The 14,005-nt window shown below is 62.3% G+C and carries 14 protein-coding genes and 1 tRNA gene; 8 read left to right on the top strand and 7 right to left on the bottom strand.

Annotated features, from left to right (window positions below):
• Positions 1 to 3 precede the first annotated feature (3 nt).
• Positions 4 to 849, top strand: a complete 846-nt coding sequence (locus tag PSUB009319_RS11060) for an outer membrane protein assembly factor BamD (RefSeq protein ID WP_185453448.1) — start codon at positions 4 to 6, stop codon at positions 847 to 849.
• A 67-nt stretch (positions 850 to 916) separates the two neighbouring features.
• Here the strand turns inward: PSUB009319_RS11060 and PSUB009319_RS11055 are convergent, their stop codons facing one another.
• The 3 genes from PSUB009319_RS11055 to PSUB009319_RS11045 all read right to left on the bottom strand — a co-directional run bounded on the left by PSUB009319_RS11055 (position 917) and on the right by PSUB009319_RS11045 (position 4,136).
• The gene (locus PSUB009319_RS11055) at positions 917 to 3,049 is read right to left on the bottom strand and encodes an ATP-dependent DNA helicase (protein ID WP_185453447.1); all 2,133 of its coding nucleotides are present in this window, start codon (positions 3,047 to 3,049) and stop codon (positions 917 to 919) included.
• 84 nt (positions 3,050 to 3,133) lie between these two features.
• Positions 3,134 to 3,337 (bottom strand): DUF465 domain-containing protein, encoded by a 204-nt coding sequence (locus tag PSUB009319_RS11050; RefSeq protein ID WP_124382276.1) that lies wholly within the window; start codon positions 3,335 to 3,337, stop codon positions 3,134 to 3,136.
• Between the two features lie 34 nt (positions 3,338 to 3,371).
• A complete protein-coding gene (locus PSUB009319_RS11045; protein WP_124382275.1) occupies positions 3,372 to 4,136 on the bottom strand; it encodes a hypothetical protein in 765 nt (254 codons plus the stop codon).
• Positions 4,137 to 4,246: 110 nt separating this feature from the next.
• Here PSUB009319_RS11045 and PSUB009319_RS11040 point away from each other — a divergent pair, with 110 nt between their 5' ends.
• Positions 4,247 to 6,592 (top strand): Tex family protein, encoded by a 2,346-nt coding sequence (locus PSUB009319_RS11040; RefSeq protein WP_124382274.1) that lies wholly within the window; start codon positions 4,247 to 4,249, stop codon positions 6,590 to 6,592.
• Positions 6,593 to 6,772: 180 nt separating this feature from the next.
• The gene (locus PSUB009319_RS11035) at positions 6,773 to 7,231 is read left to right on the top strand and encodes a hypothetical protein (protein WP_124382273.1); all 459 of its coding nucleotides are present in this window, start codon (positions 6,773 to 6,775) and stop codon (positions 7,229 to 7,231) included.
• A 76-nt stretch (positions 7,232 to 7,307) separates the two neighbouring features.
• Here the strand turns inward: PSUB009319_RS11035 and PSUB009319_RS11030 are convergent, their stop codons facing one another.
• Positions 7,308 to 9,209 carry a potassium transporter Kup gene (locus PSUB009319_RS11030; protein ID WP_124382272.1) on the bottom strand — a complete coding sequence of 634 codons (1,902 nt, stop codon included), beginning with the start codon at positions 9,207 to 9,209 and terminating at the stop codon, positions 7,308 to 7,310.
• Positions 9,210 to 9,600: 391 nt separating this feature from the next.
• Here PSUB009319_RS11030 and PSUB009319_RS11025 point away from each other — a divergent pair, with 391 nt between their 5' ends.
• Entirely contained in the window at positions 9,601 to 9,840 is a 240-nt protein-coding gene (locus PSUB009319_RS11025) for a hypothetical protein (RefSeq protein WP_124382271.1), read from the top strand.
• Positions 9,841 to 9,856: 16 nt separating this feature from the next.
• Here the strand turns inward: PSUB009319_RS11025 and PSUB009319_RS11020 are convergent, their stop codons facing one another.
• The gene (locus tag PSUB009319_RS11020) at positions 9,857 to 10,891 is read right to left on the bottom strand and encodes a quinone-dependent dihydroorotate dehydrogenase (RefSeq protein ID WP_124382270.1); all 1,035 of its coding nucleotides are present in this window, start codon (positions 10,889 to 10,891) and stop codon (positions 9,857 to 9,859) included.
• A gap of 230 nt (positions 10,892 to 11,121) precedes the next feature.
• Here PSUB009319_RS11020 and PSUB009319_RS11015 point away from each other — a divergent pair.
• The 4 genes from PSUB009319_RS11015 (at position 11,122) to PSUB009319_RS11000 (ending at position 13,484) form a co-directional block, all read left to right on the top strand.
• Positions 11,122 to 11,198 (top strand) — tRNA-Met (locus PSUB009319_RS11015).
• A 179-nt stretch (positions 11,199 to 11,377) separates the two neighbouring features.
• A complete protein-coding gene (locus PSUB009319_RS11010; RefSeq protein WP_124382269.1) occupies positions 11,378 to 11,965 on the top strand; it encodes an NUDIX hydrolase in 588 nt (195 codons plus the stop codon).
• Positions 11,966 to 11,989: 24 nt separating this feature from the next.
• Positions 11,990 to 12,736, top strand: a complete 747-nt coding sequence (aat, locus tag PSUB009319_RS11005; RefSeq protein WP_124382268.1) for a leucyl/phenylalanyl-tRNA--protein transferase — start codon at positions 11,990 to 11,992, stop codon at positions 12,734 to 12,736.
• On the top strand, positions 12,723 to 13,484 hold the full coding sequence (locus PSUB009319_RS11000; protein ID WP_124382267.1) for an arginyltransferase: 762 nt from the start codon (positions 12,723 to 12,725) through the stop codon (positions 13,482 to 13,484). Before aat ends, PSUB009319_RS11000 begins: the two co-directional genes overlap by 14 nt.
• 3 nt (positions 13,485 to 13,487) lie before the next feature.
• Here PSUB009319_RS11000 and PSUB009319_RS22890 read toward each other — a convergent pair whose 3' ends face one another.
• The gene (locus tag PSUB009319_RS22890) at positions 13,488 to 13,655 is read right to left on the bottom strand and encodes a hypothetical protein (RefSeq protein WP_185453445.1); all 168 of its coding nucleotides are present in this window, start codon (positions 13,653 to 13,655) and stop codon (positions 13,488 to 13,490) included.
• A gap of 14 nt (positions 13,656 to 13,669) precedes the next feature.
• Positions 13,670 to 13,984, bottom strand: coding sequence for a TM2 domain-containing protein (locus tag PSUB009319_RS10995; RefSeq protein ID WP_124382266.1), 315 nt, complete (start codon positions 13,982 to 13,984; stop codon positions 13,670 to 13,672).
• Positions 13,985 to 14,005: the final 21 nt, after the last annotated feature.

Genomic DNA, 14,005 nt, shown 5'->3' with positions numbered 1-14,005 from the left:
CCCATGTCGGTCACGAGCGTAAAGCAGGCGCGTTTTGGTAGTCAAATCCGCGCGCGAATCGGAGCAGTGTTGGTGGCAGGTATTGCGTGCCTGGCTATCTCGGCCTGCGGCATCCTGCCGGAGCAGCAAGATGAAACGGCTGGCTGGTCAGCCAACAAATTATATTCGGAAGCGAAGGACTCGCTCGATGGCGGTGACTACGCCAAGGCCGTCAAGTACTACGAAAAGCTCGAAAGCCGCTATCCGTTCGGCCAGTACGCGCAACAAGCCCAGATCGAAACCGCCTACGCCAACTACAAGGATGGCGAGACGGCTGCCGCGCTGGCCTCGGTTGATCGCTTCATCCAACTGCACCCGAATCACCCCAGCGTTGATTACGCCTACTACCTCAAGGGCCTGATCAACTTCAACGACAACCTGGGCTGGCTCGGCCGTTTCTCGAACCAGGATTTGAGCGAGCGCGACCCGAAGGCCGCACGCGCTGCCTATGATGCATTCAAGACGCTGATCACGCGCTTCCCGAACAGCAAGTACACGCCGGATGCCACCCAGCGCATGCAGTACATCGTGAACGCGATGGCCGAGCATGAAGTGGGCGCCGCGCGCTACTACTACCGCCGCGGCGCATACCTGGCTGCCGTCAACCGCGCACAGGACGCCATCAAGGATTACGACCGCGCACCGGCTGTGGAAGAGGCGCTGTACATCATGATGAAGTCGTACGAGGCGCTGGGCATGAAAGACATGCGCGACGACACCGAGCGCATCATCAAGCAGAACTACCCGAAGAGCGATTTCCTCGCCTACGGCCAGCGCAAGAAAGACAAGCCCTGGTACCAATGGTGGTAAGCAGCGCTTGAACAGCACAGCAAAAAGCCCGGTCGGATTGGCCGGGCTTTTTGTTTGTGCGTGCAGATCAGTCTTCCGTATCGCTGGCGGGCGGATCATCCGAATCCGGCCGCAGGGAGCGCAGAAATTCGGCAGCCGTCTCGGCCTCCCGGGTGCGCTTGAATGGCGGCAAACTCTGCCAGATCTGGCGACCGTAGTTTTTCTCAACCAGCCGCGGGTCACAGATCATCAACACGCCGCGATCGGTCTCGGAGCGAATCAACCGCCCCGCGCCCTGCTTGAGCGTAATCACCGCGTGCGGCAACTGATGCACGGCAAACGGGCTCAGCCCTTTTTTCTCCAGTGCTTCCATGCGGGCGCTGAGCACCGGGTCGTCTGGCGGGGCAAACGGCAGCTTGTCGATCACCACCAACGAGAGCGCCTCGCCACGCACATCCACACCTTCCCAGAAGCTCTGACTGCCGATGAGCACGGCGTTGCCGAGCGCGCGGAAACGGTCCAACAGTTCCGTACGGCTGGCTTGGCCCTGCACGAGTAGCGGAAAATCCCAACCGCGTTGCGCGAACTCATCAGCCAACCGCTCCGCTGCGCGGTTGACGGCGCGCAGCGTCGTGCATAGCAAGAACGTCTTGCCGCCCGCCGCGTCAATCAGCGGCAAGGTGGCGTCAAGCACGGCGTCGGTGAAGCGCGGATCGCTCGGTTGCGGCAAATCGCGGGGGACGTACAGCAGCCCTTGCGACGCATAGTCGAACGGGCTGTCGAGCGTCATCGAACGATCGCGATCGAGGCCGAGTTGCGCCGCGTAATGCGTAAAGTTGCCACGCACAGACAGCGTGGCCGAGGTAAAGACCCACGCGCGCGGCTGGCCGGCGCGCTGGCGCGAAAAGATCGGCGCGATCGACAGCGGCGTCAGGTGCAGTTGCACGGAATTGGCGAACACCTCGACCCAGCGCACGCGTTCGTCAACGGGCGGCGGGGTGTTGCCTGTCTCGTCGTCGCCCTTTTGGGAAGCTTGCGGTGGTTTGGGATCAGCCCATGCTTCGAGCTTCTCGCATAGCGCAACAGCGCGACGGTGGCATTGCTCGATGGTCTCGGCGCGCTCGGCTTGGGCTTCCAGCGCGCCAGTGAAGTCGGACAGCGCTTGTTCCAGCTTCGGCAAGACCTCGTAGAACGGCTTGGCGATCGCCGCATCGTTGTCGATCTGCTTGATCGACAGGCGCGAGCCATCCTGACGGAAAACCAGGCGCAAATCGCGCGCGGCACGTTCCAGCGGCGCTGCAATCGCGACCCAATCCACCGCGTCGCGCGCATGTGAAAGGCCTTCAGCCACACTGTCGCGCGCGAGTTCGAGAATCTGATTCGTGGAGATGGTCTCACCGAAGAACAGCGTGGCGGTTTCGGGCAGTTGATGCGCTTCGTCGAAGATGATCGTGTTGGCGGCCGGCAGCAACTCGGCCATGCCGGTGTCCTTCAACATCACGTCCGCAAAGAACAGGTGATGGTTGACCACCACCACGTCGGCCTGCTGCGCCTCTTTGCGGGCGCGCATGACAAAGCAGTCCTTGTAGTATGCGCAGTCCGAACCGAGGCAATTGTCGCGCGTGGATGTGACGAGGTTCCACACCGGTGCGTTCTCGGGCACGCTGGCAAGCTCCGCCTTGTCGCCCGTCTTCGTGGTCTTCAGAAAGAGATTGATCTGGCGCAGCCACGCTGCATCCTGACGGGAAGACAGGCGCCCGTTCTGCGACGTGCGCTCCACGTGGTAATGGCAAACGTAGTTGGCGCGCCCCTTGAGCAGCGCCACCGACACCGGCGCATTCAGCGCCTTGCGCACCGTCGGAATATCGCGCAGGAAGAGCTGGTCCTGCAGGTTCTTCGTCCCCGTGGAAAGGATCACCTTGCCGCCCCACAGCATCGCCGGAACGAGATACGCGTAAGTCTTGCCCGTGCCCGTGCCGGCCTCGACGATCACGGAATCGGCGGCCTCGATGGCATTGGCCACGGCTCGTGCCATCGTCAACTGCGCGCTGCGAGGCCGGTAACCGTCGATGCCCTTGGCCAGCGTGCCCTCATCGGCGAACAGCGTCGCCAACTCAGCATGGTGGGCGTCGGCGGATACAGAGGCAGCGGGAGCCGAAGCGTCGCCAGCATCGGCGTCGGAATCAGCCGACGGCTCGGCCAGCGGGGAAAGCGAAGTCAACGCGGAATCCGTGGGGTTAAATGACGGAGGCCGCACGTGATTGCGGCCTCGCGGGATGGAAATCGAACCAACATTTGTCGTGTGCTAAGCCGGCACGTCCGGCTCAAGCTGCAACTGTAGCAGGGTGATGGTGTCCTTGAGTTTGAGGCGGCGCTTCTTGAGACGGCGCAACTGCAGCTCGTCATGATCGGCTGCTGCTGCGAGTCGGTCGATCAGGAAATCGAGATCGCGGTGCTCGATCTGCAATTCAATGATGCGACGCGAGATCGTGTTCAGATCGCTGTCCATCGCTCTCCTCCGAAACCCCGGCCTTGGCTGAAGTTTAGAACCCCAGCGGGCTGGTGTTGTTCTGGTTTTGCTCGTTGCGGCGCTTGGTCTGTTCGCGGCGCTCATCCAGTTCTTTCTGGCGCTTGACGGCGTCTTGCTGCTTTTCCTGGAACTGCTTGACGCTCTCGGCACGCTTGGCGGCGTTGGCAGCACCCTGCTCTTGCGCCGCCTTGAGCTTGGCGTCGTAATCAGACTGCTTCTTGGCCGCAGCCTGCGCGTTGGCGGCGCGCTGCGGAGCATCAGCTTGGCGCTGCGCTTCGTTCAGGCGTTGCTGCTCTTGCTTGTTCGCAAAATCGGTGCGGTTCTTCTGCTCGGCGGCTTCACGCTGGGGGCGCTCGGCATTGTACTGAGCGTCGCGGATGGCGCGCTCCTGGTCTCGACGGGCAGCACGATCAGCGCGCTCGGCTTCGTCCAGCGCCAACTCGCGCTCGCGGATGGAGTGGAGCTCCGTGCGACGCGCATCCTTGGCCTTATCGATGCAGCGCGTGACGAGGAATTTGTCGTAGCAAGCACGCTCTGCCTGTGCGTAGCGGTATTCGGCCCAGGATTTGGCGCTGGTGATGCGATCGTGCTCGGCGCCAAAATCCGGCGGTGTAACGGGCACCGCGGCCGCAGGCGCAGCGGCAGGCTGGGACTGGCCCCACGCAGGCGCGGCCAGCACCGCGAAAGTCAGCATGAACGCCGGCAGAACCAGACGGGAAGCGTGGCGCGCAGCAGCGCGGCAGCGGGCAGAAAACGGGAGCGTAGGCATAATGCGCATTTTATCACCGCGCCTGTGCGGCAAACGCCGCGCGGCCACGGATTTCAGCTCAGGAACAGGGTTCGCGTTGTGGCAAAATGCGCGGCTTTCCATCGCACTCTCTGGAAGCAATGACTGATTCCGTGTTGCAGAAGATCGTCTCCCGCATCGCCATTGAACTGGCGGTCAGGCCGCAGCAGGTTGCCGCTGCTGTGCAACTGCTGGACGAGGGCGCCACCGTGCCCTTCATCGCACGTTACCGCAAGGAAGTGACGGACAACCTGGACGACACGCAGTTGCGCAACCTGGAAGAGCGCCTGTTGTACCTGCGCGAACTGGAGGACCGCCGCGCGGCCATCCTGGCGTCTATCGAAGAACAAGGCAAGCTGACTGACGTCTTGCGCACCGCCATTGAGGCGGCTGAGACCAAGCAGGTACTGGAAGATCTCTACCTGCCCTATAAACCCAAGCGCCGCACGCGCGCGCAGATCGCCCGCGAATGCGGCCTGGAACCGTTGGCCCAGGCGCTGCTGGCTGATCCGACGCTGGACCCGCAAGCCGAAGCCGCCAAGTTCGTGAACGGCAACCCGACTGCCGACGGCGGTGTGCCAGACGTAAAGGCCGCGCTGGACGGCGCGCGCGACATTCTCTCCGAACAATTCGGCGAAACGGCCGAGTTGCTCGGCAAGGTGCGCGACCACCTGTGGAATCAGGGCCAAGTGTCGTCGACCGTGGTGGAAGGCAAGGAAACCGCTGAGGAAGAGAAATTCCGCGACTACTACGCCTACAGCGAGCCCATTCGCAATGTGCCATCGCACCGCGCGCTGGCGCTGTTCCGCGGCCGCAATGCGGGCGTGCTGTTCGTCAAGCTCGGCCTGGGCGAAGAACAAGACGCGCTGAGCCCGCATCCGTGCGAAATCATGATCGCTCGCCATGTCGGCATCGAGAACAAAGGCCGCCCTGCCGACAAGTGGCTGTCGGACGTGTGCCGCTGGTGCTGGCGCGTCAAGGTCCAGCCGCATATCGAGACCGAACTGCTGACGCAACTGCGCGAATCGGCGGAAGCGGAAGCCATCAAGATCTTCGGCCGCAATCTGCACGACCTGCTGCTGGCCGCGCCGGCTGGCCCGAAGGCCGTGATGGGCGTCGACCCGGGCATCCGCACCGGCTGCAAGATTGCCGTGGTCGACCACACCGGCAAGCTGCTGGAAACCGCCACGATCTACCCGCACGAGCCCCGCCGTGACTGGAATGGTTCGCTCGCCACGATGGCACGCCTGGCCAAGCAGCACAACGTGGCCCTGGTCTCCATTGGTAACGGCACTGCCAGCCGCGAGACCGACAAGCTCGTGCAAGACCTGATGCAACTTCTGGCCCAATCCGCACCTGAGGTGAAGCTAACCAAGATCGTCGTAAGCGAGGCTGGGGCATCGGTGTATTCGGCGTCGGAACTGGCGGCCAAGGAATTCCCCGAACTGGACGTGTCGTTGCGTGGCGCGGTGTCGATCGCGCGTCGCCTGCAAGACCCACTGGCCGAACTCGTGAAGATCGATCCGAAGTCGATCGGCGTCGGCCAATACCAGCACGATGTGAACCAACGCGAACTGGCCCGTGCGCTGGACGCCATCGTCGAAGATTGCGTGAACGCGGTCGGCGTGGACGTGAACACGGCATCTGCTCCGCTGCTGGCGCGCGTGTCGGGCCTGAACGCGATCCTCGCCAGGAATATCGTCGAGTACCGCGATGCCAACGGCGCGTTTGCCAACCGCGATGCGCTCAAGAATGTGCCGCGCCTGGGCGACAAGACATTCGAGCAGGCAGCAGGCTTCCTGCGCGTGAATAACGGTGACAACCCGCTGGACCGTTCGTCTGTCCACCCGGAAGCGTATCCGGTGGTCAAACGCATTCTCGACAGCATCAAGAAGGGCATCGGCGATGTGCTCGGCAACCGCGAAGCGCTGCGTGGTCTGACTGCCCGTGAGTTCACCGACGAGAAGTTCGGCCTGCCGACCGTGATCGACATCCTTTCTGAACTGGAAAAGCCCGGCCGCGACCCGCGCCCCGAGTTCAAGACGGCAACGTTCCAGGATGGCGTGGAAGACATCAAGCACCTGCAGCCCGGCATGGTGCTCGAAGGCGTGGTGACCAACGTGGCGGCCTTTGGTGCGTTCATTGATATCGGCGTGCATCAGGACGGGCTGGTGCACGTGTCGGCGCTCTCCACCAAGTTCGTGCGTGACCCGCACGAGGTGGTCAAGCCCGGCCAGATCGTCAAGGTCAAGGTGATGGAAGTCGACGTGAAGCGCAACCGGATCGGCCTGACGATGCGCCTGTCGGACGAGCCCGGCCAGGCCCCTGCGCGCACCGGCGGCGGTGACCGGCCGAACCACGGCGGCAACCGCCAGGGCGGCCAGCAGCGCCGCACGCCGGAGCCGTCTGGCGCCATGGCCGAAGCCTTCGCCAAACTCAAGCGCTAACGCACATTCTGCAAGGCAGAACCCGCTCAGCTTTCGGGCTCGGCGGGTTTTTTCTTGCCCCGACCGTTACAAGTCCTTACGCGCATGGAGCTTTTCTAACACTCGCGCGTCGTCAGAGCGTCTTTTCGGCCCGTTAAGGAGACACAGGCACACCGCCTGGCACCCACGAGGAGAAACTCCATGAAGACGAGCCACACCCTGATCGCCGCCCTGCTTGCTGTCGCCGGTACCGCTGCCTTCGCGCAGACCACGCCGCCCGCTCCCGTGGCGCCCGCCACGCAGGTGCAACAAGACAACCAGCAGATTCACCAGGACAACCGAGACATCCGTCACGACAACCGTGACATCCGCCACGACCGCGCCGACATCGGCAAGGACAAGGCCGCCCTGGCTGACGAGCGCGCCGAGCGCAATACTGCACAACGCCGCGAAAACCGCGATCTGGCCAATGGCAACGTCAAGGGCGCCGAATACTGGAACAAGCAACGCGCTCAGGACCAGCGTCAGGTCAACACCGACCGCCGCGACCTGCATCAGGACCGCCGTGACTTGCACCACGACGTCAAGGACCGCAACCACGACGTCCATGCGCGCAACGACGAGGTTCGTGAGCGTAACCACGCTGCCTCGAAGATGTAATTCCTGTAGCGCTCGACAAAACGGCCAGTGCGTCTCTCTCGCACGGGCCGTTTTGCTACACAGCGATGCCGACGAATCAGATCTCGACCTTGGTCCCCAGTTCCACCACGCGGTTGGCAGGGATGTGGAAAAAATCCGACGGCTTGGCACCGTTCTGATGCATCCACGCAAACAGGCGCTCGCGCCACATCGACATGCCGGGCAGCTTGGATGGCACAACCGATTCGCGCGCAATAAAGAACGACGTATCCATCAGCTCACAGCGCGTGCCGATTTGCGGTTGGCTCAGTTCGAGCACGCGGTACACATCCGGCGTTTCCTTGAAGCCGTACTCTGCCTTGACGATATAAAGACCGCGGCCCAGATCGCGCACGGCCACGCGGCGCTTGTCGTCTACGTACGGAATGTCGCGCGTGACGAAACTGATGAAGATCACGCGCTCGTGCAACACGCGGTTGTGTTTCAGGTTGTGCAATAGCGATACCGGCACGAACTCGGTGTTACCCGTCAGGAATACGGCCGTACCTTCCACACGATGCGGCGGATGGGCCAGCAGACCGGCCAGAAACGGCTCCAGCGGGATACCGTCTTCCAGGCTGCGCGCACGCACCAGTTTCTTGCCCTTGTACCAGGTCATCAGCAGGAAGAACACGGCACCACCCAGCGTCAGCGGGAACCACCCGCCATCGCGAATCTTCAGCAGGTTGGCCGAGAAGAACGCCATGTCGACCACCAGGAACCCCAGACTCACCAGCGTCACCAGCGCCGCATGCCAGCGCCATACCGAGCGCATCACCACCGTCGCCAGCACTGTGGTGATGACCATCGTGGTCGTCACGGCAATGCCGTAGGCTGCAGCCAGATTGTCAGATTTCTTGAACGCCAGCACCACGCCCACCACCAGGATCAATAGCATCCAGTTGACCATCGGCACGTAGATCTGGCCGATTTCGGCTTCCGATGTGTAGCGGATGCGCATGCGCGGCACAAATCCAAGCTGAATCGCCTGGCTCGTCAGCGAGAACGCGCCAGAGATAACCGCCTGCGAGGCAATCACGGTGGCTGCTGCAGCCAGCACCACCATCGGCAGTTGCAGCGCTTCGGGCACTGAACGGTAGAACGGGTTTTCGACTGTGCTCGGGTCGGTCAGCAACATCGCACCCTGGCCAAAGTAGTTCAGCAGCAGGCTCGGCGCCACGATAAAGAACCACGCCCAACGGATCGGGCGTGCCCCGAAGTGGCCCATATCGGCGTACAACGCCTCAGCGCCGGTCAGCACCAGAAACACCGAACCCAGCACGATGAACGCCTGCAGTGCATGGTTGTGCAGGAACGAAATCGCATACATCGGGTTGACGGCCACCAGGATCTGCGGCGCCTTCACCAGATTCATCATGCCCAGCGCCGCCAGCGCGGCAAACCACAGCAACATCACTGGGCCGAACAGCTTGCCGACCACCGACGTGCCGCTGCGCTGGATCAGGAACAGCGCCGCCAGGATCACGATCGTGATCGGCAGCACAAACGGCGTGAGCGACGGCGCGGCAATCTCCAGGCCTTCCATGGCAGATAGCACCGAGATGGCAGGCGTGATCACCGCATCGCCGTAGAACATGCACGCGCCGAAGACGCCCAGCATCATCAGCAGTGACATGCGCTTTGAACTGGTATTGGCCGTGCGCAGCGACAGCGCCATGAGCGCCAGGATGCCACCTTCGCCGTTGTTGTCAGCACGCATGACGAACAGCACGTACTTGAGCGACACCACGATCACCATCGCCCAGAACAGCATGGAGATGATGCCGAGCACCGCGCCGCTGGAGAACGGAATGCCGTGGTCAGGGCTGAAGCATTCCTTGAGCGAATACAGCGGGCTGGTGCCGATATCTCCGAACACCACACCCACGGCGCCGATCACCATGGCGCGCAGGTTCACGTTGGTCTGGGGCGACCCGGTTGCTGTGAGAGCTTGACTCATGAACTTGGAAATCGGCCGAATGGCTGGCCGCTCAAAAATAGTGCAATGCACAATGAGGGCGGATTGTACTCCCCGCCTCTGTCACGCCAACCCCTCGAACGGCCATTCGTTGCCGCGGTGCGTCACGATGCGCTGCCGCACTGGTAAAGCGTTCTGATGGGCCGAAGACATACTGCCCGAGCACACAAAATCAGCATAGATCACATTGCGCGGCGCCAACTGGCGCGGCTTCGCGTACTGGCAACAGGTTGTGCATGCTGTGCCGCACATAGCCAAAAGTAGGACTGCGGCCGACAGAACTTTGTAGGAAAATGCCCGACAAACCTTTATTGCAAAACTTTGTTGAGCGACTGGCGATCGGCCGCCCAGCACCTCAAAAACGGGGACGGCCTTGCCCCACTCATCCATCCGCATCTGGGGGCGCTCCAAGCCTTCGTTGACTGCACTGATCGTGCTGCTGGTCGTGGCTGTCCTATTGTTTGCCATCCCGCGCATGATCCTGCCGTGGACGCAGTCGGCGTTCATGCAGCGCCTCGACCCGGCGGTCTGGGCCGACTACGCTGGCCCGTACGACCTGGCAGCCGCTGTGGTGGCCGCCAGCGCGCTCATCATCTTCCTGTTCCGCCGCTAGGCGCTGCCAGCTGTTTTCAACGCGCCAGTGCGCGGGCGCATTCCGCCACCAGCGCAGGGCCGCGATAGATCAATCCCGTATAGAGCTGCACCAGCTGCGCGCCGGCGTCGATCTTCTCGCGCGCGTGCTCACCGGCCAGGATGCCGCCCACACCAATAATCGGCACGGCGTCGCCCAGCAAACCATGCAAGGCGCGAATCACGTGCGTCGAGCCGTCACGCACCGGCTGGCCAGACAAGCCGCCCGCCTCCTCAGCGTGCGCCAGACCGGCCACGGCCTCACGGCGGATCGTCGTGTTCGTGGCGATCACGCCATCCATCTTGTGACGCAGCAGCGCATCGGCCACGTTGGCAATCTGATCGTCGTCCAGATCCGGCGCGATCTTCAGTGCCACCGGCACGTAGCGCTTGTGCTGGTCGGCCAAACGCTGCTGTGCATCGCGCAGGGTGCCGAGCAGGCTGTCCAGCTCACTCGCGCCCTGGAGCTGGCGCAAGTTCTTTGTGTTCGGCGACGAAATATTCACCGTCACGTAGCTGGCGTGCGGATACACACGCTCAAGGCAATGCAGATAATCGTCGACGGCACGTTCGATAGGCGTATCGGCATTCTTGCCGATGTTCAAGCCGAGCACGCCGCCCCCCTCGCGCCACTTCGATGCCCTCACGTTATTGATGAATGCATCCACACCGCCGTTGTTGAAACCCATCCGGTTGATGAGCGCATTGGCCGCCGGCAAGCGGAACATGCGCGGGCGCGGGTTGCCCGGCTGCGCGCGCGGCGTGACCGTGCCAACTTCAATAAAGCCAAAACCGAGCGCGCCAAGCGCATCGATATACGCACCGTCCTTGTCCAAGCCAGCAGCCAGACCCACCGGGTTGGGAAACTTGACGCCCATCACCGTGCGCGGCTGCGGCGCAACGCGGCCACCAATGCAACCCGAGAGCCCCAACGCATGCGCCCGCTTGAGCTGATTCAACGTGAAGTGATGCGCGTCTTCGGGGTCCATCGAAAACAGCAGCGGACGGGCAAGCGGATACAGGGCGTTAAGCACGATCGGAATCAAGAGGAGAGCGCGAAAGGCGGCATTGTAAACGGCCAGCGCCCCACAATGCATCGAGCGCACCGCTTTCGAACATTGCGGCACACGATCTGTCTAACAACAGGTCGACGCTTCGCTTTGCGGGCCCGTCGCACGAACATCAAGCACCATTGCGATGTACCTCCCGCAGAAAAGGTGTTGCATCGCCGCACAGATATCGCTATACTCTTTTATTCGACGGACGCGGGGTGGAGCAGTCTGGCAGCTCGTCGGGCTCATAACCCGAAGGTCGCAGGTTCAAATCCTGCCCCCGCAACCAGCCAAGTAGAGCGGCTCGCTCCAAGACCTGAGCCGAATCATGAAGCCCGCACACAGCGGGCTTTTTGCTTTTCTACGTTTTTACGCACCGTTTCGTGTGCAACTCAGTCGATACCTCTGCCACGCAGGGCCGCTACGCCGCGGTGATACACTGAGACATTCCACCCGCGACGATTCCCCATGAAATTCTGTTCCAACTGCGGCCAGTCAATCGTCTCGCGCATTCCCGCCGGAGACAACCGACTGCGCGACGTTTGCGACCACTGCAATACGATTCACTACGTGAATCCGCGCAATGTGGTCGGCACGGTGCCCGTTTGGAACGATCAAATTCTCCTGTGCAAACGCGCCATCGAGCCGCGCTACGGCTTCTGGACCTTGCCCGCAGGTTTCATGGAAATCGGCGAGACCACTGCACAGGCAGCTTTGCGCGAGACGCAGGAAGAAGCTGGCGCCAACGTCGAGATCGGCGAGCTTTACTCGGTGCTCAATGTGCCGCACGTGCACCAGGTACACCTGTTCTATCTGGCCAAGTTGAACGATCTGGATTTCGCAGCGGGCGAAGAAAGCCTTGAAGTCGCGCTATTCAATGAAGCCGACATCCCCTGGGATGACCTCGCCTTCCCGACGGTCATCCACACACTGCGGTGCTTCTTCGCCGACCGCGCGGCGGGCAAGCTGGCCGATGGCAGCTTCCGCCTCCATACGCTCGACATCTACAAGCCGATGCGCTCGGCCGTGATCGATACGCCGGCCACGACGTCATAACTTCAAACCAACGTTGTCCGAATCATGATCGCCTGGCTGGATCCGCACGATCCCTTCCCGCCGGCCGATCGCGCGCTCGGGCCTGAGTCCGAAGCGCCTGGGCTGCTTGCTGCCAGCGCAGAGCTATCGCCACAGCGGCTGCTGATTGCCTATCGACAGGGCATTTTTCCGTGGTACGCCCAGGGTCAGCCGGTGCTGTGGTGGAGCACAGATCCGCGCATGGTGCTGCGCCCCGAAGATTTTCGTGTGTCGACCACGTTTCGCAAGACGCTGCGCCGCGTGCTCGATGACCCTGCCTGGGAAATCCGCATCGATCACGCCTTCCGCGACACGATGGTCGCCTGCGCCACGACTGCGCGCCCCGGCCAGCACGGCACGTGGATTACCGAAGACGTGATCCTCGCCTACACCGCCCTGCACCGCCGCGGCTATGCGCACAGTGTCGAGGCTTGGTACGCGGGGGAACGCGTGGGCGGGCTGTATGGGGTGGCGCTCGGCCGCATGTTCTACGGCGAATCGATGTTTGCGCACCGCACTGATGCCTCGAAAATAGCGCTGGCGGCGCTGTGCGCCTTCCTCGGCGGTCAGGGCGTCGCGATGATAGACTGCCAGCAGGAGACAGAGCATCTGGCGTCGCTGGGCGGGGCACCTGTGCCGCGCGCGGCGTTTCTCGCACATGTGCGCGAAGCAGCCAATGCGCCGGCCATCGTGCCTTGGCATTTCGACAAATCGGTGCTCCGCCGGTGGACCGTGCGCAATGAGCAAGCTTAAGGAACTCCCCCTCTCGGCATTGCAGTTCTATGCCACCGCGCCTTATGCATGCAGCTACCTGGATGGCCGCCTGGCGCGCTCGCAGGTTGCCACGCCAGCGCACCTGATCAACGCAGATGTTTACTCCAAGCTCGTGCGGGCCGGGTTCCGGCGCAGTGGGATCTTCACGTACCGCCCCCATTGCGACGACTGTCATGCGTGCACGCCATGCCGCGTCGTCGTTGATCAATACTCGCCGTCGCGCGCCCAACGCCGGGCCGCCGAGCGGCATCAAGCGCTTGAAGCGCTGGTGGCGCCGCTCACCTATGTCGAAGAGCACTATCAGCTCTACCTGCTGTACCAGTCAGTCCGCCATGCGGGCGGTGGCATGGATCACGACAGCCGCGACCAATACGAGCAATTTTTACTACAGAGTCGCGTGAATTCGCGTTTGGTGGAGTTTCGCGAGCCGCCCGAATCGCCATGGGCGGGCAAGCTGCGCATGGTCAGCATGATTGATGTGCTGGAAGACGGCCTGTCTTCCGTCTACACGTTCTACGATCCAATCGAGCAAAAGGCGAGCTACGGGACGTACAACGTGCTGTGGCAGATCGCCCAGGCGCAGGCGCTGGACCTGCCCTACGTCTATCTCGGCTATTGGATCAAGCAAAGCCGCAAGATGGCCTACAAGGCGTTGTTCCAGCCGCTGGAGCTGCTGATCAATGGGGAATGGCGGCCGTTTGAGGATGCGACATCCGCCACGGAATGACGGTCAGCGCGAGGTGCGCTCGATACCCACATCCACTACGCCATATGCGCTGACGTTGGAGCTATCTCTGTATTGATCGCGCGAGGTCGTGCAACCTGTCAGTGCGCCACCAATGCAAGCCAAACCAGCCGCCCACAGCGCGGCACGTTTCCACCAAGTCGTCTTGTTCATGAGATCGAGGCCTTTCAAGGCGTGGCCGAGAGCCGCTCGGCAAGCACTGTGTTGTACGCGCGGACCATCCCCGGGATCAGGAACATATCCACCAGCACCCACAGCCCACCGATGACGGCCAATACCCAGCCGGCCGTGTTACCCATATCGCGGAATGCCAGCCATGTACCGCCAATATTGGCGATAGCCTGCGCGATGCCGCTGCCGGGTCGCTTCATATAGAAACGGTGCGCACCCAGGAAGCCCAACAGGAACCACCACAGATAAGCCACGCCCGTGCTTTTCTTCTGGGCGTCGTACAGCATGATTTCGCGGGCGGTCTGGTTCATGGCGCGTCGGCTGGCACGGGA

Origin of the sequence: Ralstonia sp. SET104, assembly GCF_003851545.1 — a bacterium.
Taxonomy (GTDB): Bacteria; Pseudomonadota; Gammaproteobacteria; order Burkholderiales; family Burkholderiaceae; genus Ralstonia.
This window is presented reverse-complemented; position numbering and strand designations above follow the sequence as displayed.